The organism is Nannocystis pusilla (genome assembly GCF_026626665.1).
GTDB classification, from domain to species: Bacteria; Myxococcota_A; Polyangia; order Nannocystales; family Nannocystaceae; genus Nannocystis; species Nannocystis pusilla.
Genome location: NZ_JAPNKE010000002.1, coordinates 3,570,295 through 3,595,920, shown reverse-complemented (window position 1 = coordinate 3,595,920; position 25,626 = coordinate 3,570,295). Strand labels below are relative to the sequence as shown.

General features: G+C 72.7%; 24 protein-coding genes. 13 read left to right on the top strand and 11 right to left on the bottom strand.

The annotated features are described in order from the left end of the window. Positions 1–22 precede the first annotated feature (22 nt). Entirely contained in the window at positions 23–400 is a 378-nt protein-coding gene (locus OV079_RS15745) for a hypothetical protein (protein WP_267778879.1), read from the top strand. 169 nt (positions 401–569) lie between these two features. Further along, positions 570–1,889 carry a radical SAM/SPASM domain-containing protein gene (locus OV079_RS15740; RefSeq protein ID WP_267769464.1) on the top strand — a complete coding sequence of 440 codons (1,320 nt, stop codon included), beginning with the start codon at positions 570–572 and terminating at the stop codon, positions 1,887–1,889. Between the two features lie 326 nt (positions 1,890–2,215). Here the strand turns inward: OV079_RS15740 and OV079_RS15735 are convergent, their stop codons facing one another. Further along, positions 2,216–2,788 (bottom strand): hypothetical protein, encoded by a 573-nt coding sequence (locus OV079_RS15735; protein WP_267769462.1) that lies wholly within the window; start codon positions 2,786–2,788, stop codon positions 2,216–2,218. Between the two features lie 89 nt (positions 2,789–2,877). Between OV079_RS15735 and OV079_RS15730 the strand changes: the two genes are divergently transcribed. The 5 genes from OV079_RS15730 to OV079_RS15710 all read left to right on the top strand — a co-directional run bounded on the left by OV079_RS15730 (position 2,878) and on the right by OV079_RS15710 (position 7,605). After that, positions 2,878–3,786, top strand: a complete 909-nt coding sequence (locus tag OV079_RS15730) for a hypothetical protein (RefSeq protein WP_267769459.1) — start codon at positions 2,878–2,880, stop codon at positions 3,784–3,786. Continuing rightward, positions 3,756–5,321, top strand: a complete 1,566-nt coding sequence (locus OV079_RS15725; protein WP_267769456.1) for a hypothetical protein — start codon at positions 3,756–3,758, stop codon at positions 5,319–5,321. The genes OV079_RS15730 and OV079_RS15725 overlap by 31 nt, the downstream gene beginning before the upstream one ends. Positions 5,322–5,899: 578 nt before the next feature. Then, on the top strand, positions 5,900–6,283 hold the full coding sequence (locus OV079_RS15720; RefSeq protein WP_267769454.1) for a nucleotide-binding protein: 384 nt from the start codon (positions 5,900–5,902) through the stop codon (positions 6,281–6,283). 240 nt (positions 6,284–6,523) lie between these two features. Beyond that, complete coding sequence (locus tag OV079_RS55935) at positions 6,524–7,081, top strand: hypothetical protein (protein WP_267769452.1); 558 nt, start codon at positions 6,524–6,526, stop codon at positions 7,079–7,081. After that, positions 6,976–7,605, top strand: coding sequence for a tetratricopeptide repeat protein (locus OV079_RS15710; RefSeq protein ID WP_267778550.1), 630 nt, complete (start codon positions 6,976–6,978; stop codon positions 7,603–7,605). The genes OV079_RS55935 and OV079_RS15710 overlap by 106 nt, the downstream gene beginning before the upstream one ends. 201 nt (positions 7,606–7,806) lie before the next feature. Here the strand turns inward: OV079_RS15710 and OV079_RS15705 are convergent, their stop codons facing one another. Next, on the bottom strand, positions 7,807–8,442 hold the full coding sequence (locus OV079_RS15705) for a GFA family protein (protein WP_267769449.1): 636 nt from the start codon (positions 8,440–8,442) through the stop codon (positions 7,807–7,809). A gap of 8 nt (positions 8,443–8,450) precedes the next feature. Between OV079_RS15705 and OV079_RS15700 the strand changes: the two genes are divergently transcribed. Then, positions 8,451–8,942, top strand: coding sequence for a GNAT family N-acetyltransferase (locus OV079_RS15700; RefSeq protein WP_267769447.1), 492 nt, complete (start codon positions 8,451–8,453; stop codon positions 8,940–8,942). A 64-nt stretch (positions 8,943–9,006) separates the two neighbouring features. Here the strand turns inward: OV079_RS15700 and OV079_RS15695 are convergent, their stop codons facing one another. After that, a complete protein-coding gene (locus tag OV079_RS15695) occupies positions 9,007–10,419 on the bottom strand; it encodes a DUF1552 domain-containing protein (RefSeq protein ID WP_267769445.1) in 1,413 nt (470 codons plus the stop codon). Positions 10,420–10,424: 5 nt separating this feature from the next. Then, a complete protein-coding gene (locus OV079_RS15690) occupies positions 10,425–12,203 on the bottom strand; it encodes a DUF1592 domain-containing protein (protein ID WP_267769444.1) in 1,779 nt (592 codons plus the stop codon). Between the two features lie 143 nt (positions 12,204–12,346). On the opposite strand from OV079_RS15690, the gene msrB reads away from it, so the two are divergent. Then, complete coding sequence (gene msrB / locus OV079_RS15685) at positions 12,347–12,757, top strand: peptide-methionine (R)-S-oxide reductase MsrB (protein ID WP_267769442.1); 411 nt, start codon at positions 12,347–12,349, stop codon at positions 12,755–12,757. A gap of 14 nt (positions 12,758–12,771) precedes the next feature. Here the strand turns inward: msrB and OV079_RS15680 are convergent, their stop codons facing one another. The 7 genes from OV079_RS15680 to OV079_RS15650 all read right to left on the bottom strand — a co-directional run bounded on the left by OV079_RS15680 (position 12,772) and on the right by OV079_RS15650 (position 18,626). After that, entirely contained in the window at positions 12,772–13,365 is a 594-nt protein-coding gene (locus OV079_RS15680; protein ID WP_267769440.1) for a hypothetical protein, read from the bottom strand. A gap of 673 nt (positions 13,366–14,038) precedes the next feature. After that, entirely contained in the window at positions 14,039–14,560 is a 522-nt protein-coding gene (locus tag OV079_RS15675) for a hypothetical protein (RefSeq protein ID WP_267769439.1), read from the bottom strand. Further along, on the bottom strand, positions 14,557–15,018 hold the full coding sequence (locus OV079_RS15670; RefSeq protein WP_267769438.1) for a hypothetical protein: 462 nt from the start codon (positions 15,016–15,018) through the stop codon (positions 14,557–14,559). The genes OV079_RS15675 and OV079_RS15670 overlap by 4 nt, the downstream gene beginning before the upstream one ends. 261 nt (positions 15,019–15,279) lie before the next feature. Beyond that, complete coding sequence (gene rsgA, locus OV079_RS15665; protein ID WP_267769436.1) at positions 15,280–16,392, bottom strand: ribosome small subunit-dependent GTPase A; 1,113 nt, start codon at positions 16,390–16,392, stop codon at positions 15,280–15,282. Continuing rightward, positions 16,389–16,928: a WG repeat-containing protein gene (locus tag OV079_RS55930; RefSeq protein WP_267769434.1), complete on the bottom strand. Its 540-nt coding sequence runs from the start codon at positions 16,926–16,928 to the stop codon at positions 16,389–16,391. The genes rsgA and OV079_RS55930 overlap by 4 nt, the downstream gene beginning before the upstream one ends. Next, positions 16,841–17,875: a WG repeat-containing protein gene (locus tag OV079_RS55925; protein ID WP_267769433.1), complete on the bottom strand. Its 1,035-nt coding sequence runs from the start codon at positions 17,873–17,875 to the stop codon at positions 16,841–16,843. The genes OV079_RS55930 and OV079_RS55925 overlap by 88 nt, the downstream gene beginning before the upstream one ends. A gap of 91 nt (positions 17,876–17,966) precedes the next feature. Next, positions 17,967–18,626 (bottom strand): RNA polymerase sigma factor, encoded by a 660-nt coding sequence (locus OV079_RS15650; protein WP_267708160.1) that lies wholly within the window; start codon positions 18,624–18,626, stop codon positions 17,967–17,969. A gap of 73 nt (positions 18,627–18,699) precedes the next feature. Between OV079_RS15650 and OV079_RS15645 the strand changes: the two genes are divergently transcribed. The 4 genes from OV079_RS15645 (at position 18,700) to OV079_RS15630 (ending at position 25,551) form a co-directional block, all read left to right on the top strand. After that, a complete protein-coding gene (locus OV079_RS15645; RefSeq protein ID WP_267769432.1) occupies positions 18,700–21,849 on the top strand; it encodes a protein kinase domain-containing protein in 3,150 nt (1,049 codons plus the stop codon). Next, positions 21,795–22,202 carry a WD40 repeat domain-containing protein gene (locus tag OV079_RS15640; RefSeq protein ID WP_267769431.1) on the top strand — a complete coding sequence of 136 codons (408 nt, stop codon included), beginning with the start codon at positions 21,795–21,797 and terminating at the stop codon, positions 22,200–22,202. The genes OV079_RS15645 and OV079_RS15640 overlap by 55 nt, the downstream gene beginning before the upstream one ends. Positions 22,203–22,655: 453 nt before the next feature. Continuing rightward, entirely contained in the window at positions 22,656–23,615 is a 960-nt protein-coding gene (locus OV079_RS15635; protein WP_267769429.1) for a hypothetical protein, read from the top strand. A gap of 94 nt (positions 23,616–23,709) precedes the next feature. Continuing rightward, positions 23,710–25,551: a c-type cytochrome domain-containing protein gene (locus OV079_RS15630; protein ID WP_267769428.1), complete on the top strand. Its 1,842-nt coding sequence runs from the start codon at positions 23,710–23,712 to the stop codon at positions 25,549–25,551. Positions 25,552–25,626: the final 75 nt, after the last annotated feature.

Here is a 25,626-nt window from a genome sequence, read left to right as displayed (position 1 = left end):
CGAGCTGGCGGCCAAGCTCGACTTGCACGAGCGCCAGCAGCAGGCGCTGCTGGCCGAGCAGGAGCGGATCGGGGCGATCCACGGGGCCGAGCTCGGCCGGCGCCAGGCGACCGCGACGCTCGAGCTGACGGTCCAGCAGCAGCAGCTCGACCAGCGCCTGCGCGAGCTGCAGGCCGAGGTCGCGGCGGTGGTCGAGAAGGCGCGGGCGGTCTCGCCCGACCTGATCGCCGCGCTGCAGGCGTTCGGCGATCGGGCGCTGGCGGAGAAGATGGCGGAGTCGATGGCCCCGCTGGCGATCCTCGGCGGCGAGAGCGTGGCCGAGGTGCTCGCACGGCTGCTGCGCGGCTCGCCGCTGGCGCGCCTGCTGCCGGGCGCGGCGAACGAGCCGGCCAAGTCGTGACGATGGGGCTCCGGCGCCGCGTCCCAGGTGTGGGGTGCGGTGACCGGGGCAGCGGTGTCGCGGTGCCGCGGTGACCGGGTCATCGGCGTCGTGAGGCATCGTCCCGGCGCCGCGCGGCCGGCTCGCGCCCGCGCGAGCATCGGTACAGGCCGCGTGTTAGGCTGTCGCCATGAGCTTAAGTGATGTGCGCCGTCGTTTGCCCGTGGTCGCCTCGTTGCCCGCACCAGCCAATCGCTGGCTGAGCATCCAGGACCGCCGCGAGGCCAAGGCGCCGCGCTGGGCGGTGTGGGAGCTGACCCTGGCGTGCGATCAGCACTGTGCGCATTGCGGGCCGCGGGCGGGCCACAAGCGGCCCGACGAGCTGTCGACGGAGGAGTGCCTGAAGGTCGTGCGCGAGCTGGCGGACCTCGGGTGCGGCGAGGTGGTGCTGATCGGCGGCGAGGCCTACCTGCGCAACGACTTCATCCTCATCATCCGGGCGATCCGCGAGGCCGGGATGGCCTGCACGATGACGACCGGCGGCCTCAACCTGACCGAGGAGCGGGCGGCGGCGATGATCGAGGCCGGGATCGGCAGCGTGACCTTCTCGATCGACGGCCTCGAGGACACGCACGATCGCCTGCGCGGGGTGCAGGGCAGCTGGAAGCGGGCGTTCGCGGCGATGCGGCGGATCCGCGCGGCGGGCGGCAAGATCGCCAGCAACACCCAGATCAACGCGCTGACCCGCCACGAGCTGCTGCCGCTGTTCGAGCTGCTGGCCGACGAGGGCATCCATTCGTGGCAGCTGCAGATCACGGTGCCGCACGGCAATGCGGCCGATCACCCGGAGATCTTGCTGCAGCCGCACATGTTCATCGACATCTTCGAGACGCTCGACAAGGTGCTCGACCGCTGCGAGGCCCGCAAGGTCCGGCTGTGGCCCGGCAACAACCTCGGCTACTTCGGGCCGCTCGAGCGGCGCCTGCGGAGCTCGCAGCGCAAGCACTGGCGCGGCTGCACGGCCGGGGTGTCGGTGATGGGCATCGAGAGCGACGGGGCGATCAAGAACTGCCCGAGCCTCGGCGGCGGCACCAACATCGGCGGCAACTGGCGGGTCCACGGGATCAAGAAGGTTTGGGAAGAGTCGTATCAGCTCGGCTATATCCGCGCGCGCACGGTCGACGACCTGTGGGGCTATTGCCGCGAGTGCTACTACGCCGAGACGTGCATGGCCGGCTGCACCGCGGCCGCCGAGCCGCTGCTCGGCCGCCCCGGCAACAACCCGTTCTGCCACCACCGCGCGGTGATGATGGAGCGCGCGGGGCTGCGCGAGCGCATCGAGCAGGTCCGCGGCGCCGGCGGCAAGTCGTTCGACAACGGCCTGTTCCGGGTGATCCGCGAGCACGTCGATCCGGAGCTGCGCGAGAAGCACGGGCCGGTGGCGATCGAGGAGCCGCGGGTGTCGCGGCTCGAGGAGCCCTTCGGGGCCGGGCGCACGGTCACGCTGTGACGGGCGCGTCGCCGCGGCGCCGAGGCGGCGCGCAGTGATTCGCGTCGGGCGGTTTCGCGGCACTCGGCGCCGAATACGAGGATGACTTCGGGGACATGTCCCCGAAGTCATGACGTCATCGCCGCAGGAGCGGCTGGGCCGCGTGTCGTTCGTCGAGGCGGCTCCGTCCGCGATCTCGGCGTGTGCCACGGCTCGACCGCGTGAAACGCAGGCCACACGTTCGCCCGGCGCGGACGCGCCGGCCGGAGCGGCGACGAGAAAACCGCATGTCCGCACGGACAGGTTCGTGCGGGCACGCGGCCGGGTGCGGGCGAGCGGTGCTGGGCTCAGCGGCCCTGGTCGTTGGGCTCCCACGAGTCGGCGCCCGCGTAGGTGCTGGCGTCGGACGAGTCGTCGGAGGTCGTCCAGTCGGTCGTGGTCCACTCCTCGTCGGGGCCGGCGTAGGTGCTGGCGTCGGACGAGTCGTTGGTGCTGTTGGTCGTCGTGGTCGTGGTCGTGCCCGGCGTGGTGTTCGTCGTGGTCGACGTATCGCCGGTCGTGGTGGTGGTGTCGCCCCACGTGTCCCACTCCTCGTCGGGGCCGGCATAGGTGGCGCCGTCGCTGGAGGTGGTGATCGTCGGGTCGACGGTGTCACCGCCGGGGTTGGTCGATTCGGAGACCATCGAGGTGTCGACCGTATCGGCGGTGTCGACGGTGTCGCCGGCGGTGGCCGACGTCTCGTCGCCGATGTCGCGGTCGACCTGGCAGGCGGCGCCCATCACTCCCAGACTGGCGGTGAAGGCGACGGCGGCCCACGTCGCGCCGAGCGAGTGACGCTGAACGTGACCGCAGAACGGGCAGGTCGCGTCGGAGGCTCGGAACAGACAGGCGCATTCGGGGCAATCGATAAGCGAAGACATGCCCGGACCTTAGCAGATCGAGGGCGCAGGCGACCAGAAAATCTGCCAGCGCGGGACCGGGTCCGCCCGGCGTCGGGTACACTGAACCGGTGTCTCCGGGACTCGCGGTGGCGCTCGCCCTGACGGCTGCGAGCCTGGTCGGCCTCGTCGCTCTATACCGCGAGGGGCTGCGCCGGGTGCTGCTGCGCGCGGTCGATCCGCGGCCGCTGGCGCTGCTGCGGATCGCGTTCGGTTGCTGTCTACTCGTCAACTTGCTCGAGATCGCGCCGCTCGCCGCGTATCTGTTCTCCGATGAGGGGCTCCTGCCGCGGGCCGCCGTTCCGGAGCGGATGGGCCGCGGGGCGCTGATCGGCTTCGGCGACGGGGTGCGCGAGCCCGCGGGCCCGCGCGACGCGACCGCGGTCCTCGATTTCGTGATCAGCGGGCGCTGGTCGCCGCTCTACTTCGCCGACAGCCCGGGTGTGGTCGGGGCACACCTCGGCCTGCTCTTCGCGGCAGCGCTGGCGCTCACGCTGGGGTTTCGCACGCGGCTCAGCGCGATCGCCTCGTGGTTGCTCTACGCCGGGCTGCTGCGCCGCGGCGAGGCCCACTGGGGTGGAGAGCAGGTGTTCTGCGCGTTCCTGTTCCTGCTGATGTGGTCGCGCTGCGGGGCGGCCTACAGCGTGGACAACTGGCGCCGCTGCCGGGCATTGCGAAGACGTGGCCTTTTGAGCATGCCCTCGGGGCCAGGTGGGGGCGCGGGCGCGGGCCCGTCGGCCGCGGCGCCCCATGGGCTGGCGGCGATCTATCGCCGGATCCCGGCCTGGCCGCAGGCGCTGATGGCCGGCCAATTGGTGCTGTGCTACGCGGCCAACGGGTGGGTCAAGGCCGGGACGTCGTGGCAGACGGGGGACGTGCTGCAGTTCGTGCTGCTGCGCGACACGTATGTCCGTTGGGACATGTCGGCCGCGATCGCGGCGATGGGGCCGTGGCCGCTGCGCCTGGCCGCTGGGGCGTGATGTGGTGGGAGCGGCTGTTCCCGCTGGTGCTGGTCGGGCTGGCCGCGAGGGCGCTCGCGCGCTCGGGGACGCCGGCGCTGCGTGGGTCCGCGGCGGCGGCGGCCCGGGTGTGCTGGGGCGGGCTGGCGGCGGCGGCGGCGATCGCCGCGGCTGTCCCTGTGGACCTGGTCGAAAAGCCAGGCACGCCGGGGGCGGCGGAGCGGGCCGCGGCGCTGGCGGTGCTGGCCGCCGTGTGCGCGGCGGTGGCGATCGCGGGGCCGCGGTCCGGGGCGGCGGCGCGGCGGCTGGCCGCGGGGCCGCTGGCGCCGAAGTGGTGGCTCGGGTTCGGGCTGCTGTTTCACCTCGGCAACCACGCGCTGCTGGCGGTGGGGGCGTTCGCGCCGGCGACGATCAGCGTCTACCTGGTCTGTGGGGCAGGTCCGTGGGCGGTGGCGACGCTGCAGCGAGCGCTGCGCGGGCTGGCGCGGCGGGGTGTACCTGTCCCCGAGCACCTGCGCGAAGAGACAGCTTGCGAGGACCCGTCGCTGCCGCACCTGCACCACGACGCGGCGGCGCTGCCGGGGTGGGCGATCGCGGGGGCAGGCGGGCTGGTGCTGGCCGGCGGGGCGATCGCGCTGATCGGCGGGACAGGGGCGCGGGCGTGGCACATTGCGTGGCTGGCCGCAGGGACAGGTCTGACGATCGTGGGTTGGCGGATGGCGCGGCGCGATCGCGGCGCGGTGATCGAGCTGCGCGAGCCGTGGGCCCACGGGCCGGCGGGACGCCTCGCTGCGGGCGGGCTGGTCGCGTACCACGTGGTGGCGCTGCTGGTGTGGCAACTGCCTGCCTGGTCGAGTGTGCCGTGGCGTTCGCAGGCGCGGGCGCTGGTGGGGCCGTGGATCGAGCTGAGCTTCACGAGCCAGGTGTGGGCGATGTTCGCCCCCAACCCGCCGCGCGAGCAGAACCTGCTGCGGGCGACGGTGGTCGACGCGACGGGGGAACGGCATCGCTTCGGGGCGGAGCCGCAGCGCGAGGACGACCTGCCGCGGCCGCACGTGTGGCACGACCGCTGGCGGAAGATCGGCGACAACGTGCTCGGGCAGCGCGAGAAGCTGGCGCGGTGGCACGCGCGCTATCTGTGCCGCCGCTGGGCGCTCGAGCACGCGGGCGAGCCGCCGCGCGAGGTGCTGCTCGAGAATCTGCGCGCTCCGTTGCCGCCGCCCGGCAGCGACCCGCGCGAGCACTTCGCGGCGCGACACCAGGTGCGGGTGGTGGCGCAGGTGAGCTGCGCGGACGAGCCGTTCGCGCAGCTGGACCCCGAGGTGCGCGCGCGGCACGGGCTGGCGCCGGTGTCGACGGAGACGCGGCGGTTCGCGTGGGAGCGGCCGGCGACGTGGACAGAACGACAGGCGCGACGCGATCCGCTGGCGCCGCTGTGGCCGCTGGCGGCGCTGGGGCTGCTGGGGGCGCTGGCGCGGTGGAGCGGCGAGGATCGCCGCGCTCGCGTGGCGGCCCGGGTGGCTGCGGCTCCCGCGGAGAGGGATGCGCAGGGGTGATCGGGGCGCCCGGGGCTCGGGCGGGGCGACGGGCGCGCGAATGTGACGGCAAAACGGAGCAGAGGCGTGAACGTCTCGGGATGTCTGAGAGGACATGTCCTTGAGGGCATGTCTGAAAGGCCGGGACAGGCAGACGTGGGCTGGGGCGAAATTTCTCGGAGAAGACGGCTTCAGGACGCGTTCGGGACGCCGGGGGCAGAAAAGGAGTGTCTGAAAGGACATGTCCATACGGACATCGCGGGAGGCCTTGACCGCGAGGGCTGAAACGGTATGTCTTGAAGGACATGTGTGGAAGGGCACTTCGGGTGCCGCGGCATGGGAGGAGGCCGAGTCGGGATGCCTTTAAGGACATGTCCTCGAGGACATGTATGAAACCCGGGAAGGGTGAGACGGAGGCGGCGGTCTCGAATGACATGTCCTTGGAGCCATGTCGCTAGCTCGACGGGGCGATGGGCGGCTCAGGGACGCGGGACCCGAGTGAATCTGGCTCTGAAGCCATGTCGGCGGGGCGGGCGACCGGGGGAATCGCACGCTGGAGCGGGGGCGCGAGCGAGGGCCTCGCGCGGTAAGACTCGGGCATGCAGACGCCGTCGTTCATCGCGTGCTGGTCGGCTCATGGCGGGGTGGGGCGCACTCTGGCCGTGTGGGGCGTGGGGCGGGTGCTGGCGGCGCGCGGGCTGCGGGTGCTGCTGGTGGACCTCGACCTCGAGGCGCCGGGGCTGACGCGGATCGCCGCCACGGACGGCGAAGGGATCGTCGAGTGGGCGGCCAGTCGGGGCGATGCACAGGCGCTCGTCGAGCGGTGCGTGGCGATCGGCGAGGGGCTGCGGGTGCTGCCGGCGGGGCGGCTCGGTGCGGATATTGGGATCGACTGGACGGGTGGGCGGCCGCGGAACGGGGCGCGGCGTGGGACGAGCTGCGCCGGGCGATCGCGGGGGCCGACGTCGCCGACGTCGTGCTGATCGACGCGCCGACTGGTTCATCGCGGGCGGCCGAGCGCGGGGTGCGGGCGCTCGCCGATCGCGTGGTGCTGTTCACGGCGCTCGATCGCCAGCACGTGGCCGGCGCGGCCGAGCTGGTGCGTCGCTGCGAGGACGCGGGGCTGGCGACGCGGGTGGTGGGCAGCCCGCTGCCGGTCGGCGAGGACGAGCTGAGGGCGGTGCGCGAGGCGGCGGCGCGCGGCGGGGATCGAGCTGTCCCTGGTGATCCCGCAGCACCCGCGCGCGGCCCTGGACGAGCGGGCGAGCGAGCGCGGGCCGATCCTCGCGGCGCACGTCGAGCTCGCGCGTGTGATGGTGCTCGACGCGGGGTTCGAGGTGCGATCGATCCTCCGCGCGATCGAGGCGGCGATCGCTGAAGAGGCGTGGCCGCGCGTCGTGTCGCTGGTGCGGGTGGCGAAGGTGGTCGAGCCGAGCGGCGAGTCCCTGGCGGCGACGCTGGGCTGGTTGCGCGAGCACGCGGGGCCGGGCGCCGGAGATCCGGTGTTCTCGCTCCTGGTGGAGGCGTTGCCGGCCGATGCGCCGATCCACGCGAGCTTCGCCACGGCGCTGCACCGGGCCGGCAACCCGCTGGCGCGCGGCTTTTACGAAAATTTCTGGCGGAGGTGCCCGAGCACGCGGACATGCTCGGCAACTTCGCGGCGTTCCTCAGCGACGTGGGCGGCGAGCACGATCTGGCCGAGGCGTACTACGAACGGGCGCTGGCCGCTGACGGCGAGGACGCCGACCATCGCGGCAACTTCGCCAACTTCCTCGCGCTGATCCGCGGCGATCGGGAGCGCGCCGACGCGTGCTACCGCGAGACGATCGCGCTGGCGCCGGAGGACGCGCACCACCTCGGCAACTACGCGAACTTTCGCGTCAGCGCGTTCGTCGATGCGGCCGGGGCGGAGGCGCTGTACCGCCGGGCGCTGGCGATCGAGCCGGACGACGGCAGCTTGCTCGGGAACTTCGCCCGGCTGCTGCTCGCGGAGGGTCGCGCGGCGGAGGGCCGCGAGCTGCTGGCGCGCGCGCTGGAGGCGTCGGAGCCGGAGTCGGCGCTGCGCTGCGAGCTGTGCTTCTACGCGCTCGCGCACGCGCCGGAGCTGTGCCCGGACGCGCTGCCGCAGCTGCTCGCGGCGCTGAGGGCCGGGGTCCGCTCGCCGGGGTGGGACCTGACGGCGAACGTGGCGCGGGCGCGAGGCGAGGGGCATCCGCAGATCGAGCTGGTGGCTGCGCTGGCGCGGGTGATCGCCGACGAGGCGCCGCTCGCCGAGCTCGATGCGTTCACGCGAGAGCGCGCGTGAGTGCGGACGTGTTCACGCGAGAGCGCGCGTGAGTGCGGACGCGCTGCGGTCGATGACTCCGAGCAAGCGCCGGCGCGCGACCTCCGCCGGCGGCTCGAGCCACGGCTTCGGGCCGCCGGGGGACAGGCGTTCTGTTGATGGTCCAAGAGACATGTTGAATAAGACATGTCCACGAAACCATGTCCTTCTTCACATGTTCGTTCAGACATGGCTTGTGACGGACGACGGGGAGCGGGCCGACGAGCGGGCGCTGCAGTGAGCCGTGCCGGGTCGTTGCCGAGCCCTCGAGCGCCGGACCTGCGCGGCTGCACTCTGACGCGGACGGTCAGAGATACCCGGTGATCGCCGGGGGCGGTCCTGGCGGTCGCGCTTGCCGTCCTCGTAGATGACGGGCGCGGCGGCCAGCGCCTCCTCGGTGGCGTCGTCGAGGCAGGCGACGTTGACGGCCCAGAAGTCGCCGCCCATCTCTTTCTCGAGGTAGCCGCGCGAGCACACGTGTGCGCCGCAATGGCCGCAGTGATAGTGGTTGATGTCGCCGGGCGGCCAGTGCAGCGGGGTCGGCTGGTAGTCCTTCACGGCGTCCTGGCCGGCGGTGATGCGCACGGCGGGGTAGGGCACCAGCGCCTTGCGGTAGCCGAGCTTCCAGCAGAAGCTGCAGTTGCACTTGCGAATGCCGGCGGCAAGGTCGATGTCGGCCTCGAAGCGGATGGCGCCGCAGTGACAGCTGCCGTGGTAGGTGGTCGGCATCGGGGAGGTCTCCGCGGGGAGCATGCACGACGATGGCCGTCGTGCCAGCGCGACCTGGTGCGTGCGCGCGTGCTGCCGCGGCGGTACCATCGCGGTCGATGTCCGCCAGCGAGTTCCAGGTCCGTCCGGCGAGCTGCGACGACGCGGCCGCGATCGCCGAGGCGCACGTCGACGCCATCCGCTCGCTGGGTTCGTCGGCGTACGCGCATGAGGTGGTGGCGGACTGGGCGAGCCCGCGGACGGGAGAGCGCTACGTGCAGGCGATGCGCCAGGGCGAGCAGTTCTTCGTGGCGGTCGACGCGGACGCGCAGGTCGTCGGCTTCGCGGCGCATCGCGTCGAGGCCGGGGACCACCGCGTCGCGGTCTACGTCCGCGGTCGCGCCAGTCGCCGCGGCGTCGGCTCGTCGCTGTTCGCGGCCGCCGAGGCCGTGGCGCGCGCCCGCGGTGCGAGCGAGATCCGGGTCGACGCGTCGCTGGTGGCGGTGCCGTTCTACGCGGCCCGCGGGTTCGTGAGCGAGGGCCCGGCGATGCACACGCTGCGCAGCGGCCGGGCCATGGCGTGCGTGAAGATGCGAAAGCCGCTGACTTGAACGCGCGAGGACCCGCGGGCCGGAGCGCGCGGGTCCTCGGTGCGTAGCGCGGCGGACCTGTCTCTCAGGCCAGCAGCTCGCCGTACTCGCCCTGCTCGAGGCCGGCGCGGCCGAACTGCGTGACCGGGCCGCCGTTGTCGGTGCAGCCGACGGCGTTGAGCAGGGTGATGAGCAGGCGGTTGTGCGGGTGGGTCTGGACCCACGGGTCCTGGCCGTCGATGAGGTCGATGTAGTGGCCCTGCTTGAGGTAGCCGCCGGCGCCGCCGGCGATGATGACGGGCAGGTCGAGGTACGAGTGGGCCTTGCCGTCGGACAGCTCGTTGAACCAGACGACGGCGCTGTTGTCGAGCACGGTGCCGTCGCCCTCGCTGTACGAGGACAGGCGGTCGAGCAGGTGGCGGTACTGCTCGGCGTGCCAGCGATCGATCTGGGTCAGCATCTCGAGGTAGCCGGCCACTTCCTCGCCCGAGTTGTCGTCCTTGGTGTTGCCGTGCGACAGCTTGTGGTGGTTGAACTCGTGGTTCATGCCGTCCCACTTGTAGATCGGGCCGCCGGAGCCCGAGGCCCACTGGATGCTGCCGACGCTGGTGGCCCCGCAGGCGACCGCCATGGCGAGGATGTCGAGCTGCATCAGACCGATGGTCTTGAACTGCCAGTCCTCGAGCACCGAGTCGGGGTCGATGGCCTCGATCTCGGCGGCCCGCGCCGGGTCGAGGGCGCACTCGATGAGGCCGTTGCCGACCATGTCGATCTCGAGGTCGCGGATCGAGTCGGCGTGCATCTCGAGCTTCTGGGCGTCGGCCTGGCTGAGGTTCTTGGCCTTGAGCGCCTTGAACTCCTCCTCGACGAGGTCGAGCACGCTCTGCCGGCGCGTGGCGATCTGCATCTTCACCGCCTCGTCGAGGCCGCCCAGGCCCATGAGGTCCTGGTAGGTCAGCCACGGGTTGCCCTCGGGCGTGACCGGCGTGTTGTTGCCGGCGTAGGAGATGTGGCCGAGCCAGTTGGTGTGGCGCCAGCCGACGGAGAGCGTCATCGACGGGCTGCCGTCTTGGTTGAGCTCCTGGGCGGCGCGCTGGTCGACGGAGATCCCGCGGGCGTAGAGGGTGCCCGGATCGAGGGCCTCGGCGGTGAGCTTGTGGCCCATGCCCTTGGCGTGGTCGTCCCCGGGGGTGTCGGCGTCCTGGCCCCAACCCTTGGGCACCATGTGCATGCCGCGAGGGATCAGCAGCTTGCCGGCGTAGTCGGCCAGCGGCTCGATGCTGGTGCCCATCAGCGACGCGGCCGTCAGCGGGCCGGGCGCGGCGGGGAAGAAGCTCTCCATGTTGACGCCGTTGCACATGAAGAACACGACCAGCCGCTTGCCGCCGGGCTCGGCCGCCCTGGCGGTCTTGATGAAGCGCCGCCAGCCGAGCGACTCGAGGAAGGGCAGCGCGACCGCGACTCCGCACGCGCCTCGCAGGAAGTTGCGCCGTCTCATGGTCATCACTCCTCCACCGCGCGGAAGCGGAAGGTTCGGGTCAAAGTGAGGGACACCAGCAGCTCCTTGATGTTGTAGCCCGAGGCGGCCAGCTCGGCGTCGAGGGCGTCGATCGTGCAGCGATCGATGGGGGCGACGTCGCGGCCGTAGCCGTAGCGGAACCAGTTGGTGAGGTAGCAGCGGGTGCCGTTGGCGGACTCGCCGATCTGACCCACCATGTCGACCGCGTCGGTGAACGAGAGCAGCCACGAGCCCGAGACGGCCTCGCCGCTGGCGTCGACGGGGGCGCCGTTGTCGAGGTCGCGCCACTTGCCGAGGGCGTCGTAGTGCTCGAAGGCGAAGCCGGGCGGGTTGATGATGCCCTTGTGACAGCCGGCGCAGTACGGGTCCTGCTGGGTGTGAGCCTCGACCTGATCGCGGGTGGTGACGATGTCGTCGCCGAGCGGCGGCAGGTTGGGGTCGATGCCGCCGGGCGGGGGCGGCGGCGGCGTGCAGAGGATCTGCTTCTGCACGAAGGCGCCGCGGAAGATCGGCGACGACATGCTCTGGTAGGCGTGGGTGGCGAGGAAGCTCGGCTGGGTGAGGATGCCGGCGCGCTTCTGCGGGTCGAGGGCGGCCTCGGTGAACTCGGCGCCGAACTGGCCCTGCAGGCCGTAGAGGGCGGCGAGCTCGGCGTTGACGAAGGTGACGGGGGCGGTGAGCAGGGCGGCGTAGTCGCCCTCGAGCTCGAACACGACGTGACGCACGAACCGCTGGGTCTCCTCGCGCATGGCGTGGGCGAGGGCCTTGTTGAACTCGGGGTAGAGGTCGCTGTTCTTCTGGAGGTTGTCGACCTTGTCGAGCTCGAGCCACTGGCGGTGGAAGTCGGCGACGGGCGCCTCGGCCTTGGGGCTGTCGAGCAGGCGCCGCGCCTGCGCCTCGACGCCCTCGGCGGTGTCGAGCTCGCCGGCCTCGGCGGCGGCGAGCAAGGCTTCGTCGGGCATGCTGCCCCACAGCAAGTAGGACAGGCGCGAGGCGAGCTCGTAGCCGGCGAGCGGGATGACCTGGTCGCTGTCGACGCTGTCGCTCAGCTCGACGCGGTAGAGGAAGTGCCCCGACTGCAGCATGGCCTCGATGATGAAGCGGATGCCCTGCTCGAACGGGGTGCCCTCGGGGTAGAGGCCGGCGCCCTGGCTGAACAGGCCGCTGTAGGTGGTCTGCTCGGTCGGGGTGAGCGGGCGACGGAAGGCGCGGCGGCCGAACTCGGCGACGAACTGCGCGGCGCACTGCGAGCCGTCGCCCTCGGGCTGACACGGCAGCAGGGCGGCGAGGGCGTCGGGCTTGGTGGCCTCGCCGGCGAGGCGCTCGGCGGCGCGGCGATAGTCGCGGCCGAGGCGATCCTTGACGACCATCTGCTGGGCGTTGTTGTCGAAGCCGGCGACCGCTGGGTCGGCCAGGAACTCGGCCGAGGGCAGCGGGTCGAGGTTCAACTTCAGGAGGTCGGCGACGGTGAGGTCGTACTGCGAGTGGGTGAGCCGGACGAGCCGCGGCATCGGCCCCGGTTGCGGGCCCTCGTCGCACGAGACGGGCTGGCTGCCGCCGGTCGGATCGTCGCTGGTGTCGGTGCCGCCTTCCGTCGGATCGCCGCCGTCGGTCCCGGCAGAACCCTGGGTCGGTCCGGGGTTCTCCGTGGCGCCGACGGTCGCGCCGGCATCGTCGTTGCCGCCTCCGCCTCCGCCGCCGCAGCCGATCGCCGGCGCGAACAGGGCCAGCGCGGCCAGGTATCGTGGTAGGGATCGTGACACTCGGTCGCCTCCTGGGAAGCCACGGTAGAGGCCGGCCAGAGGGCTTGCAACGCAGGATCGGCGCGGGGCCGAAGGCCCCCACGGGGCCCTCGTCGAGGCCGCGGCAGGGAGCCCCGACGGCGCGGACGCGCTATGTTGGGGGCATGTCCGACCGAGAGGTGGAGAAGACCGACGCGGAGTGGCGCGCGACGCTGAGCCCGGAGCAGTACCGGGTGCTGCGCCAGGCGGGGACCGAGCGCGCGTTCACGGGCGCGTACTGGGACGAGAAGGCGCCGGGCCAGTACCGCTGCGCCGGCTGCAAGGCGCTGCTGTTCGACGCGACGACGAAGTTCGACTCGGGCTGCGGCTGGCCGAGCTTCTTCGACGCGGTCGATCGCTCGGCCATCGAGGAGCGGGTCGACACCAGCCACGGAATGCGCCGCGTGGAGGTGCTGTGTCGCCGCTGCGGCGGCCACCTGGGCCATGTGTTCCCCGATGGTCCGCAGCCGACACGTCTGCGTTATTGCATCAACTCGCTGAGCCTCGACTTCGAGCGCGAGGGCGGATCGCAGTAGGCCGATCTCGCCGCTCAGTCCGACAGCCAGTGGCTGCGAAAACGGGCGCCGTCCCAGTAGATGAGCGCGCTCGAGGACTCGAGCTTCATCATGACGATGCCGTCGCCCTTGAGCGCCGGGGCCTTGCCGCCGGGCCCCCCGGGCACGGAGGTGCCGCGATCGTGGACGTACCAGGCGTCGCGCGCGGGCAAGGTGAGGCCGGCCTTGGGATCGTCGTCGAGCCAGACGGCCGGGCGCCCGCCGCCGCGCAGCACGACCAGCCGCGGCAGCGCGCCGGCGCCGAGCTTGGGCACGACGCTGACGAGGTAGTCGGGCGCGGCGTCGCCGTCGAAGTCGCCGCGCAGGTAGAACGGGTTGATGCCGCGATCGATGGCGTGGTCGGCCCAGATCTTGGCGGCGGCGCCGCGCTCGAGCAGCTCGGGCGGGGTGTTGGCGTCGCCGAGGCGATCGGCGAGCGCGGCGTCGTCCTGAGCCGGCGGTGGCGGCGGCGGCGACGCGGCTGGCGTGGGCTCGACCTTCGCGGGCGCGGGCGAGGGCACCGCGGCCGGCGCGGTGCAGGCGAGGACGGACAGGCCGAGGGTGACGAGGAGGTCGATGCGAGCGCTCATGAGGAGGAGGCGGAGCGTCACGACAACGGCGGCGGCCGGCGGCGCATTCCGTCGCGCCTCGGGATAGCACGCACGTCGGCGGCGCCCAGCCGCACGGGCCTGGCGCCGGTCGCGGCGGCGTCGACCGGAGCAGCAGCGGCGAGGGCGCGGATGGCGGCGAGCGAGCTCGGCCGTGGGCCGATCGGGGGACGCCGGGCGACAATGAGGAGGTGCTCGCCCTCGCATGAGGGACATGTCGCAGCGAACATGTCCGGTGCGACATGCGCAGTTGTTCGCTGGCGGAGTATGTCTAAAAAGACATGTCATCTCGGGTGGCGAGCGTGCCGGGCGCGAGGGCTGGCGCTCGCTGCGAGGTTGCTGTCTTTCGGGACATGTCTTTCTGGCCGTGCCATCGGGAGCATGCGGTGGCGGGGCCGTGGTATCCCGGTTCTCGAGCGTGCCCGGGCGCTGGCGCTCGCTGCGATGGTGCTGTCCGATAGGACATGTCTTCATGGCCATGCCATCGAGAGCATGCGGGTGGCGCTCGTGGTGGAGATTTTGGGAGGATATGTCTCCATGGAAATGTCTTATGGGTCGTGCCACGGACAAGGGCACGAAGGCTCGGGACGGCCCAGCCTTGAAAATGACATGTCCCCGTGGACATGCTCTCGGGCACAGGTGACAGCGCCCGCGCTCAGCGCTCGCGCGCAGGCGAGAAGCCGGGGCCGGGGTCGGGGCCGATCGGGGTCGGGCTCGGCGGCGGGTCGGGCGGCGGCGGCTCGGCGACGGTCTGCGGCGCGGCGTCGGCGGTGCCGAGCTCGGTCTCGGCGCTGACGTCCTCCGGCAACACGGGGGCGTCGTAGGGGCGGAAGCGGGTCTTGCCGGCGCGGCCGGCGTTGAGGCGGTCGAGCTCGGCGTCGGTGAAGGCCTGCGGCGAGCCGTACGGCGCGACCTGGCGGACGAACGCCTCGATCTTGGCGCGGGCGGTGCGGGCGACCTCGAGGCGCATGCGATCGACCTCGGTGCGACGGGTGCTGGTCGGGTCCTCGCACTCCTCCCAGCGCTCGAAGATCCGCCGCTTGCGTTCGATCAGCGGCAGCTTGGCGTCGCGCCAGACCTCGAGGAGCTGGCCGCCGAGGTCGGCGAGCTCGCTGCGCAAGCGCTGCTTGTACCAGGCGTTGGCGAGGTGGAAGCGCAGCGGCTCGGTGGCGATCATGAACGCCTGCTTGGCGCTCTTGTGGCGGTTCTTGCGGCGGCCGTCGGCGAGGCCGCCGAAGCGGGCGCCGAAGCCGACGAGGATCGGGGCGCGGCCGTACGGGGCGGCGTTCCGGGGAACAGGGCGTCCTCGATCACGCCCATGAACCAAGGCGGGTGTCGCTCGGGCTCGGGCTCGCGGAGGCGGCGGCGCCACAGGTCGAGGCCGAGGAAGTTGATGTCGGCGGTGCCGCCGTGGTCGCGGAACTCGACCGAACCGTCGGGGTAGATGATGGCGGTGAAGCCGTCGCCGCGGTGGCGCAGGCGACCGGCGCCGTCGGGCTCGAGGTCGACCGAGGGGCGCGGGATGTTGGGCGGCAGCTTGGCCGGGGCGGCGTGGACGTCCGGCGCGACCGCCAGGCCCAGCACGATCGCGCTCGCGCGGACGAGACGGGGCAGGGGCGGAAGGCGCGGACGCATCGATGAGCTCCGGCACAACACGGCGAGCTGGGCCGGCATTTCTGCGGTCGTCGCCGCCGGGCGTGGGCGCTTCGAGTTCATCGCTGAACGCGGTGGCTGTAAAGCGGCGCGGAGGTCGCTCGGGCGCGCGAGGGGGCGCGACGCTGCGCCGCACGAGGAGCGCGGTCGAGGCGGGCGAGGGCGTCGTCGCTTCATCGGGGGCTGGGAGCCGTGGCGTCGACTCGTGGGGAAGCCGCCGGTCTCAGCGTCGTCGCAGCGGACTCAGTCGCGCTGGCCGCGGGTGCGCGGGTCCTTGTAGTAGGCGCGCAGGACCCGGTGATCGGCCTTGCGGGCGCGATTTCGCGCGGCGACGTCGCGGTCGCGGGCCAGCGAGGCGAGCTCGGCGACCAGCTTGCGGTAGCTGTCGAGGCGCTCGGGCTCGATCTGGCCGGCGGCCGCGGCGGCCACCACGGCGCAGCCGGGCTCGTGGGCGTGGGTGCAGTCGCGGAAGCGGCAGCCCTCGGCGACCGCGGCGATGTCGGCGAACGCCTCGGGCACGCTCTCGTCGGCGTTCCACAGGCCGAGCTCGCGCATGCCGGGGGTGTCGATGACGAGGCCGCCGCGCGGCAGCACCAGCAGCTCGCGGTGGGTGGTGGTGTGGCGGCCCTTGCCGTCGTCGCGCAGGCCGCCGGTGCTGAGGCGCTCCTCGCCGAGCCAGCGGTTGATGAGCGTGCTCTTGCCGACGCCCGAGACGCCGATCAGCGCGGTGGTCTGCGGGCGGGCGACGTAGGCGTCGAGCTCGTCCAGGCCCTGACCGCTGACGCTCGAGAGCACGTGGATCGGGATGCTCCGTTCGCCGGCGACGCGGGCGAGCAGCGGGCGGATGGCCGCAAGGACAGGTTCGGCGCTGTCGACCAGGTCGGCCTTGGTCAGCGCGATCACGGGGGCGGCGCCGCTGGCGAGGGTGATGGCGAGGTAGCGCTCGAGCCGGCGCAGGTTGGGCGCCTGGTCGAGCGGGTGGACGATGAAGACGCTGTCGACGTCGGCGGCGACGATCTGCGGGGCGGCGGCGCCGCGACCGGCGGCGCGGCGGGTGAGGACGGTCTTGCGCGGGAGGACGGCGTGGATGGTGGCGGTGCCGGCGGCGGCGTGGACGTCGAGCGCGACCCAGTCGCCGACGGCCGGCTTCTGCATGGCGTCCCTGGCCGCGGCCTTGCGCAGCTTGCCGGCCAGCTCGCCGCGCAGCTCGCCGGCGGCGGCGAGGACGATGTAACCACCGCGGTGCTCGGCGGCGACGCGACCGGGCAGGTTGCCGTCGCCGCGGTGGTTCGCCCAGGCCGCGGCGGCGTGCTCGTCCCAGCCGAGGCGCGCCAGCGGATCTGGCGCTTCGGTCATGTCTTTTTGCTCATGTTGATGATGACCTTCTTCGACCCGGTATGGATCACCGGGCGCGGGTCGGCGAACTTGCGCACGCAGGCGACGCCGTCGCCGAACGGGCCCGCGCCCTCGTAGATCGGCTCGATGACGATGCGACCGGTGCGGTCGATGAAGCCCCACTTGTGGTCGACGCGCACGGCGGCCAGGCCCTCGCTGAAGCTCTGGGCCAGGTCGAAGCGCGGCTCGATGACCATGCGGCCCTCGCGGTCGATGAAGCCGGTCTTGGCGCCGACGCCCACCGGGGCCAGGCCCTCGGCGAAGTTGCCGGCGCGGAGGAAGCGGAAGTCGACGGCGGCGGTGCCGCTCTTGTCGCAGTAGCCGTACTGGCCGCTGTCGCCGACGGCGGCGAGGTCCTCGTGGAAGTCGCCGGCGTCGGTGAAGCGCGGCTCGATGGCCCAGGCGCCGCTCACGTCGATGAAGCCGAACAGGTCGTCCTGCTGGACGCAGGCGAGGCCCTCGCAGAACTCGCCGGCGTAGTCGAAGCCGGCGGGCACGACGACCTGGCCGGTGCGATCGATGTAGCCCCACGCGGGCACGCCCATCCGCGACAGCGCGCGGAACGGGGCCCGGCCCTCGGCGAAGCGGCCGAGCTGCGAGGCCTGCGGGGGGCCGGGACGAACGCGCCGGCGCGGTCGCAGTAGCCGGTCTGGTCGCCGAGCTGCACGCACGCGAGGCCGTCGGCGAAGCTGGCGGCGGCGGCGAAGCGGGCCGGGATGACGAGCTCGCCGCGGACGTCGATGAAGCCCCAGCCGCCGTCGAGCTTGACCGCCGCGAGGCCCTCGCTGAAGCCGAGCGTCAGCGCGTAGGCCGGGGCGATGGCGACCTCGCCGCCGGCGCGGACGAAGCCGAAGCGGTCGCCGTCGCGGAACGGCAACAGGCCGCTGGCGTGGGGCAGGGCGAACCGCAGCGACGAGGCGGCGAGCACCTGCCCGCGCGGGTCGATCAGCAGGAACGCGCCCGGCTCGCCGTGCGGGTTGACGTACGGGAAGTCGATGTTGCGCAGCAGGGCGCCCATCAGCGCGTCTGGCGATTCGGACAGGTCGGCGCCGGACTCGACGCGGCTGGCCACGCGGTCGAGCAGGGCCACGACTTCCTTCATGCCGATCGGCGCGTCGCCGAGGTAGGTGCCGAACTCGTGGCCGAGCCGCAAGGTGCAGCGCGACTTCTTCTTCGGGCCCTCGAGCACCTCGATCTCGTGCTGGTAGTCGGCCATCGCGTCGCCGTGCAGGCCGGTCGCCGCCTTGAAGCCGTACTGCGCCAGGCGGCCGAGGACGTCGCCGTAGACCTCGGGCGGCAGCTGCACCTCGCAGTGGCGGCCCTGCGAGGTCCACGTCGCCCGGCCGTCGGGCTCGAGCGTCAGCGTGTCGACCTCGCTCGAGTGGCGGGAGCCGACGCGATAGACGATCTGGGTCGCACGGCTGAGGGTGCCGGTGGCGTTCATCTCGGGGGTCCTCGGGGGCCCGACTATAGCGCGGCGGTCCTCCGCAGGAGGCCGGCGAAGCAGCCTCGCGGCCGGCCGCCGGCGCGCGCGCTCACGAACCGGTCGCGGCCGGACCGGCGTCGCCGTCGTCGCGGTCGAGGGCGCGGCGGATGCTGGCGGCCCAGCCCTCGAGGTCGGTGAGGGTGGCCTGGAGCTCGGCCGGCGAGCGGGCCAGCTCGGCGAGGCGGGCCCGCAGCTGGTCCTTGCCGAGGCGCAGCCGGCCGCGCACGGTGCCCTCGGGCACGCTGAGCAGCTCGCTGATCTCGCGCCCCGACAGGCCCTCGAAGATGTTGAGCTCGAGCACGATTTGCTGGTCGAGCGGGATCTCTCGCAGCGCCAGCACGAGCAGCTGGGCCTCGCGCCGGCGCATGACGATCGAGCTCATCGACGACGGCGACAGGTCCTTGGCGCACAGCGCCCCGAAGTCGAGCGCCTCGCCCTGACGCTTGTGCTTGGTGCGGATGTAGAGGCGCAGCACGTTGAGGGCGATGGCGAAGACGAACCGCTTGAAGCTGGTCTCGCCGCGGAAGCCGTCCTTCGCCTTGGTGCACTCGAGGAAGGTCTGACTGACGAGGTCGGCGGCGTCGTGCTCGCTCGAGACCTTGTTGCGGAAGAAGCGGGCGATCGCGCCGAAGTGTCGCTTCACCAGCCGCTCTCCCGCGCCGCGATCGCCGCTGCGCCAGGCCGAGAGCAGTTCCCAGTCGGGGTCCATGGCGCCTCGATCTTACCTCCGATCGCGCCGCCCGCGGGGCCGCTCCGCCTGTTATCTTCACTGCGATCCGACGATGTCGACGCCGCCCCACACGCCGCCCGACACGCCTCCCGACTTGAGGGCCGCCCGCGGCGCAGGTGCGGGCACGTGGGGTGACGTCGACGTCCATCGTCTCCACGCGCGCGTGATGGGCCGGCTGTTCGGCGAGCCGGCCGCGCCCACCATGATCGGGCGCTTCCACGTCGAGCGCCGGCTCGGGGAGGGGGCCATGGGCGTCGTGTATGCGGCCGTCGACGCCCAGCTCAATCGCCGCGTCGCCATCAAGCTGCTGCACCCGCACCTCCAGGGCGACGACCAGGGTCGCGCCCGCCTGCTGCGCGAGGCCCGGGCGATGGCACGCCTCGAGCACGAGCACGTGGCGCGGATCTACGAGGTCGGCGCGTGGGGCGACCAAATCTACATCGCCATGGAGCTGATCGAGGGTGTGACCCTCGAGGCGTGGCTGCGCGAGCGCCCGCGGCCGTGGCAGGAGGTGCTCGCGGTGTACCTGCAGGCCGGGCGGGCGCTGGCCGCGGCCCACCACGCCGGCCTGCTGCACCGCGACTTCAAGCCCGAGAACGTGCTCGTCGACAGCCGCGACCGCGCGCGCGTCCTCGACTTCGGACTCACCTGCGCCCTCGATTTCGGCGAGGCCCTCGACGACGAGCTGATGCCGCTGACGCGCACCGGCAGCATCCTCGGCACGCCCGCCTACATGGCGCCCGAGCAGCAGCGCACCGGCAACGCGGAGCCGCGCTCCGACCAATTCAGCTTTTGCGTGGCGCTGTTCGAAGGTTTGTTCGGTCTGCGGCCGTTCGGCTCGCTTCCGCGCTTCGGACAGGTCGAGATCGCGCCCATTCCGCGCGAAAGTCGCGTGCCGTTGCGCGTCCGCCGCGCGATCGTCCGCGGCCTGTCCGAAAAGCCAGCCGAGCGCTGGGCGACGATGGAGGAGCTGCTCGCGGCCCTGCAGCCGCGGCGGCGCTTCGCCGAGAACCCCGAGCCGGTGCCCGTGCGGACGTGGCTGATCGCCGGCGGCGCGGCGGCCACCGCGGCGGGCCTGGTCGCGCTCGGGGTGTCGCTGGCGCAGCCCGAGGCGGGCGCGGGCGCGGCCGCGGCCCCGCAGGCGACCGCGCCCGAGAGCGCCCCCGCCGACGCGCAGGCCGGCGAGCTGGCGGTCGAGCGCGCGGCCGCGGAGCGCCAGGCCCACGCGCTGCGGGTCCGCGACGCCGCGTTCTCGCTGCTGCCGCGCGACCCGACCGCCGCGGCGCTGCTGCTGCGCGAGCTCGACGAGCCGGGCGCGCTGGCTCAGCGCGTGCTGGCCGAGCCGATCAGCCAGGCGATCCTGCGCGGTCACGACGGCGCGGTGACGGCGGTGCGCTGGGTCGAGGCTGTCCCGGGGGACAGGAGCGCGGTGCCGGGCGCGGTGGGGGCTGTCCGCGAGGACAGGTCAAAGGCGCGGACGGGAGCTGTCCGCAAGGACAGGTCGAACGCGCGGACGGGAGCTGTCCGTGAGGACAGGTCGGATGCGCACCGGCGCGAGGTCGTGCTGGCGAGCGGGGCGGGCGCTGGTGCGTCTGGCCGCGCGGACAGGTCGGACGTGCGCCGGCGCGAGGTCGTGCTGACGAGCGGGCTCCCGGCGGGCGCCGGTGCGCCTGTCCTCGCGGACAGGTCGGACGCGCACCTGCGCGAGGTCGTGCTGGCGAGCGGGGCCGGCTCCGCGGCGGTTGTCGATCCGCCTGTCCTCGCGGACAGGTCGGACGCGCGCCCGCGCGAGGTCGTGCTGGCGAGCGGGGCGGTGCCGGTCGCCGGTGCGCCTGTCCCTGAGGACACGTCACCTGTCCCGCAGGACAGCCCACGGCCTGCCGCGGCCGCCGAAGATCTGCGCGGCGCGGTCGAGACGGTCGACGCCGCCGGCAACGTCCGCCGCTTCGCGCTGGCCGGCGGGCCGCCCACGCCGGGGGCAGGCGGCTCCGTGTCCGATCCGCGGCGCGGACCCGGCGGCGAGCAGCTCCGCACCGACGCGCGCGGCGGGGTGTCGCTGGTCGCGGTCGATCGGGTCACGCCGCTGCGCGGCGTCGCGGGTCCGCTCGCGGCGGTCGCGTGGAGCCCCGACGGCGCGCGCGTGGCCGCGGCCGGCCCGCGCGGCGAGGTCTGGGTGGTCGCGGAGGGCCGCGCGACCCTGGTCGTCGCTCGCGGCGCGGCGGTGGGCGCGTTGGCGTGGGACCGCAACGGGCGCCAGCTGGCGATCGGCCGCGACGACGGCGGCGTCGAGGTCTGGCGGGTCGACGGCACCCCGCGGCGGGTCGCCGCGGTGGTCGGCGACGGCGGCGTCACCGGCCTGGCTCTCGGGACAGGATGGTTCGCCAGCGGCAGCGACGACGGCAGCGCGCGGGTGTGGCGGATCGGCGGGACCGCGCGCCCCTACGTGCTGCGCGGTCACACCGGGCCGGTGCGGGCGCTGGCGTTCGCGCCCGTGGGCGTCCGCTTGATCACCGGCAGCGACGACGGCAGCGCGCGGGTGTGGCGGCTCGCGCCGGCCGCCTTGCGCGAGCATGACCTCGGCGCGGCCGTGCACGCGCTCGCGTGGAGCCCCGACGGCACCGCCCTGGCCGCCGCCGGCGCGCGCAGCGTGTGGCTGCTGCCGACCGACGACGGCCCGGTGCGCCGGCGCGACCACGCCGGCACCGCGCTGGCGCTGGCCTGGCGGCGCGACGGCCAGGAGCTGGCGATCGCCGACGACGGCGGCGCGGTCACCTGGATCCCCCGCGGCGAGGGGGCGACGCGGCGCGTCAGCCTCGACCGCCGCCCGGTGTCCGCCCTGGCCTGGGATCCTCGCGCCGATCGCCTGGCCGCGGGCGGCAGCGAGGGCGCGTTCTTCCTCTGGCCTTCGGGACATGACTTCAAGGACATGCTCGATCCGTCCCGCGCGCCGCAGGGGCGCGGGGCCATCACCGCCATGGCCTGGTCGCCGGTCGACGAGCGGCTGGCGGCGGTCACCGCCTCCGGCTTCGTGCTGGTGCGCGTCGAGCAGACGGTGTTCATCGAGCTCGGCCACCCGCTGCGCGCGCTGGCGTGGAGCCCCGCCGGCGACGCGCTCGCGGTCGCCGGCGAGGCAGGGCGCTTGTCCGCGTGGCGGCCGCCACCGGCGTGCGCACCGAGCTGGGGCGGGCCTCGGCGGCGCTGACGAGCGTGGCCTGGGACCCGCGCGACGGCTGGATCGTCGCCGGCGCGGCCGACGGCGCGCTCCTCTTCTGGTCGCTGCAGGGCGACGCCGGGCCCGAGCTGCTCGCGGGCCACGGCGGCGGCGTCAACGCCCTCGCGTACGACGCCGGCGGCGATCGCCTCGCCTCGGCCGGCGCCGACGGCCGCGTCGTCGTGTGGCCGCGGCCCGGCGAGGGCCTGCGCGCGCGCCTCGCCGCCGCCACGCGCGCGTGCCTGCTGCCCGCGGAGCGCCGGCGCCACCTCGGAGAGGCCGACGACGTCGCGGAGGCGCGGGCCGGCGCCTGCGAGCGATCATTTGGTAATCTGAATTACTAAATGATCGAATGCGGCCCGACGGTGGCCGCAATGCGTGCAGTCGATCGCGCGGCGGCCTGTCGCCCCCAAAGCTCGTCGGCGACCCGGGCAACCACGCAACGCGGCGGAAAAATTGCCGTCATACGTCTGCTACACGGTTTTCTCGAAATTTTTGTCGGGGGCGGTGATCGATCGGGCGGGTGCCGTTACTCGAGTGACAGGTCGGGTCCCGCGGTCGTCGCGGACTTCCCGCCCCATGCGCCACGGAAGGTGCTCTGCCACGGAGGCTGTCTTTTAGGCCAGGATGGCCAATCCTATTTCTCGCGGTCCGACCAGGCCGTCGCCAGCCTTGTGTGTTCCATGCAAGGCCGGCCTGTAGGACAGCAACGTCGCCGCGCGCCGCAATGACGCGGCCGCGGCCCTCAAGGAGAGCACATGTCGACAGTACGATCGCAGGGGCGCCGTTCGCTCCTGATGGTGGGGATCGCATTGTCCCTGGCGATGCCGGCGCCCGCGTGGGCCGGTCAGCCGGGGGAATCCACGAATGGATGGAAGACCGAATCGGCGGCCGCGCCGGCCGCCGACGACGACACCGTCGTCCTCGACGATTCGCCGGGGCCCGCGAAGAAGAAGAGCGGGAGCGGCAAGAAGAAGGCCGCCAAGGCGCAGCCGCGCGAGGCGATGATCAAGGCTCAGGTCGATAAGGCCGAGGCCGAGCGCGCGCCGCTGCAGGACCAGGCGCAGCAGCTGTCCGACGCCGGCAACCTCGAGGGCGCCGTCGGCCTGCTCGCCGGCGGGGCCGAGGCCCTGCGCGACCCGGTGCTGCACCTCGCGGCCGCCGACGCCCGGCAGAAGCTCGCGCGCAAGCGCAGCGCCGACCAGGCCAAGGCCGAGTGGGAGGCCAGCCTGCGCCACATCGACCGCGCGGACGCGTTGCTCGCGGCCAACAGCGGCGGGGCGGTCGACGGCATCCGCGTCAACCCGGACGACCTCGAGACGATGCACGCGTGGAGCACCGAGCTGCGGACCGCGGCCGATGGCGCGCTGCCGGACCTCGTGCGGCGCACCAACCCCGTCCGTCGCAACGCCCGCGGCGAGCTGATCGCCGGCTCGATCTTCCTCGCCGGCGGCCTCGCGGCCCTCGGCGTCATGGGCGGCGGCATCTACCTCAGCAAGTCGGCCGACCGCGAGCTGCCCAAGGCCGGCGACAACCCCGAGTACCTCGCCCCGCTCGAGGCGCAGAAGAAGCAGGGCGACACGATGACCGCCGCGGGCGCGGTCGCCGGGGTCCTCGGCGTCGCGCTCGGCGTCACCCTGGTCGCCCTCGGCGCGACCGACTTCAAGAAGGCGCGCCAGGAGCAGCTCTCGCGCGTCCGCGTCGCGCCCGCCGTCTCGCCGACCTTCGGCGGCATGTTCCTGTCCGCGCGCTTCTGACCCCCTGGCCCGAGGCCGCCGATCGTCGCCCCGGCCCGGGCCCCGCGATCCCCACCTGTCCTACGGGCCACATCTTCCAGGAGCACCTTCGACCATGACTCAACGATTCTACTCATCGATCCCGCTGATCTCCGCCGCAGCGCTCGCGCTGATGGTGGGCGGCGCTTGCAAGACCGTCGTCCTGCCGGGCAACGACAGCGGCGACGAGACCGAGGGCACCGGGGGCACCACCGCCGGCGGCGGCACCGACGGCGGCAGCAGCACCGGCGGTGACGGCGAGCAGGGCGAGGCCAACTGCGGCGAGCTGTCGGCGCAGACCCTCAACATCCTCGACAAGAACTGCAAGCAGTGTCACGGGGCCGACAGCGCGGCCCTCGGCAGCATCAACTACATCACCAACCTCGACGCGCTGATCTCGAACGGCAAGGTCGTCCCCGGCGAGCCGAACAACTCGGCGATCTACCGCCGCATGGCCGCGACCATGCTGCCGATGCCGCCCGAGGGCCAGGAGCCGCGGCCGAGCGAGGACGACATCCGCGTGGTCGAGCAGTGGATCGGCGAGTGTGCCGGCGTGACCGGGTGCGGCGAGAACCCGTGGATGACCCGCACGCAGGTGATCGACCTGATCCGCAACGACCTGCTCAACACGCAGGAGATCTCGGCGGACGCGCGGCCCTTCATCCGCTACTTCAGCCTGGTCCACCTCTACAACTACGGCTGGTGCGACGACCAGATCGAGATCTACCGCCACGCCCTGTCGAAGCTGGCCAACAGCCTGTCGAACGAGATCAAGGTCGTGGCGCCGGTCCCGATCGATCCGGACAAGCTGATCTTCCGCATCGACATCCGCGACTACGACTGGGACGCGCCGGGCCGCGTGCTCGACATCGAGACCAACACCTTCGTCGAGGAGTTCCGCGACACCTGGGAGCTCATCGCCAACAAGGACCCGTACGCGATCGAGTTCATCGGCGACAGCGCCGAGGACGTGAAGCAGGCCACGAACACCAAGTTCTTCCTGCTGCAGGCCGACGCGTTCGTCGAGGTGTCCGCGCAGCCGCCGCTCTACCACGACATCCTGCGGATCCCGCGGACCCGCTTCGAGCTCGAGCAGAGCTTCGGCATCGACGTGGACGCCAACGTCACCGAGGAGATCGAGACCAACCCGAACCGGGTCGCGCGCGCCGCGTTCCACGAGTCGGGCGTGTCCGAGAACCACCGCGTGATCGAGCGCCACGACTTCCCGAACGCCAGCAACCGCGTCTACTGGATCAGCTACGACTTCCAGAGCAACGCCGGCGACGCCAACGTGTTCGTCGACCCGTTCGGCTTCGTCGAGGACGGCAGCGAGATCATCTACAGCCTGCCGAACGGCCTCCAGGGCTACATGATCGTCGACGGCCAGGGCGTCCGCATCGACGACGCGCCGATCCAGATCGTGCAGGACAAGAACGCGCCGGACGGCGTGGTCCGCAACGGCAAGTCGTGCATGGGCTGCCACAACGTCGGCATGATCAACAAGGAAGACGACCTCCGCTGGGAGATCGACAACAACCTCGGCGAGGGCGACTTCGACGACAACCAGCTCGACGCCGTCCGCGCCCTCTACCCGAAGCGCGACGACTACAACGTCCTGCTCGCGCTCGACTCCGACCGCTTCAACCTCGCGGTCAAGTCGGCCGGCGTGCCGCTCGGCGGCGACAAGGAGCCGATCGTCACGGTGTTCAACGCCTTCGACGAGGACGTCGAGATCCGCCGCGCCGCCGCCGAGCTGTGGACCACCGAGACGACCCTGCGCGAGAAGCTCGGGCAGCTGAGCCCCGACCTCGACGACCTTGGCAAGAGCCAGACCGGCGTCCGCCGCGACGTGTTCACCGCCGCCTATGCCGACGCGATCTGCCAGCTCAAGGTCGGCATCACCAAGGCCTGCAAGTAATCCTCACCCACCAGACCGCCCGGGCAGATCTGGCGACCTGCCCGGGCGGTCGCCTGTCGTCTCACCGACCTGTCT

What these genes read in the sequence shown, in the direction of transcription:
- OV079_RS15670 (WP_267769438.1), bottom strand. Translation starts at nt 15,018, where the DNA reads ATGCGTCCGCGCCTTCCGCCCCTGCCCCGTCTCGTCCGCGCGAGCGCG.
- OV079_RS15720 (WP_267769454.1), top strand. Translation starts at nt 5,900, where the DNA reads ATGCAGACGCCGTCGTTCATCGCGTGCTGGTCGGCTCATGGCGGGGTG.
- OV079_RS15630 (WP_267769428.1), top strand. Translation starts at nt 23,710, where the DNA reads ATGACTCAACGATTCTACTCATCGATCCCGCTGATCTCCGCCGCAGCG.
- OV079_RS15650 (WP_267708160.1), bottom strand. Translation starts at nt 18,626, where the DNA reads ATGGACCCCGACTGGGAACTGCTCTCGGCCTGGCGCAGCGGCGATCGC.
- OV079_RS15635 (WP_267769429.1), top strand. Translation starts at nt 22,656, where the DNA reads ATGGTGGGGATCGCATTGTCCCTGGCGATGCCGGCGCCCGCGTGGGCC.
- OV079_RS15695 (WP_267769445.1), bottom strand. Translation starts at nt 10,419, where the DNA reads ATGAGACGGCGCAACTTCCTGCGAGGCGCGTGCGGAGTCGCGGTCGCG.
- OV079_RS15645 (WP_267769432.1), top strand. Translation starts at nt 18,700, where the DNA reads ATGTCGACGCCGCCCCACACGCCGCCCGACACGCCTCCCGACTTGAGG.
- rsgA (WP_267769436.1), bottom strand. Translation starts at nt 16,392, where the DNA reads ATGACCGAAGCGCCAGATCCGCTGGCGCGCCTCGGCTGGGACGAGCAC.
- OV079_RS15675 (WP_267769439.1), bottom strand. Translation starts at nt 14,560, where the DNA reads ATGATCGCCACCGAGCCGCTGCGCTTCCACCTCGCCAACGCCTGGTAC.
- OV079_RS55925 (WP_267769433.1), bottom strand. Translation starts at nt 17,875, where the DNA reads ATGAACGCCACCGGCACCCTCAGCCGTGCGACCCAGATCGTCTATCGC.
- OV079_RS15700 (WP_267769447.1), top strand. Translation starts at nt 8,451, where the DNA reads ATGTCCGCCAGCGAGTTCCAGGTCCGTCCGGCGAGCTGCGACGACGCG.
- OV079_RS15735 (WP_267769462.1), bottom strand. Translation starts at nt 2,788, where the DNA reads ATGTCTTCGCTTATCGATTGCCCCGAATGCGCCTGTCTGTTCCGAGCC.
- OV079_RS15740 (WP_267769464.1), top strand. Translation starts at nt 570, where the DNA reads ATGAGCTTAAGTGATGTGCGCCGTCGTTTGCCCGTGGTCGCCTCGTTG.
- OV079_RS15680 (WP_267769440.1), bottom strand. Translation starts at nt 13,365, where the DNA reads ATGAGCGCTCGCATCGACCTCCTCGTCACCCTCGGCCTGTCCGTCCTC.
- msrB (WP_267769442.1), top strand. Translation starts at nt 12,347, where the DNA reads ATGTCCGACCGAGAGGTGGAGAAGACCGACGCGGAGTGGCGCGCGACG.
- OV079_RS15705 (WP_267769449.1), bottom strand. Translation starts at nt 8,442, where the DNA reads ATGGTACCGCCGCGGCAGCACGCGCGCACGCACCAGGTCGCGCTGGCA.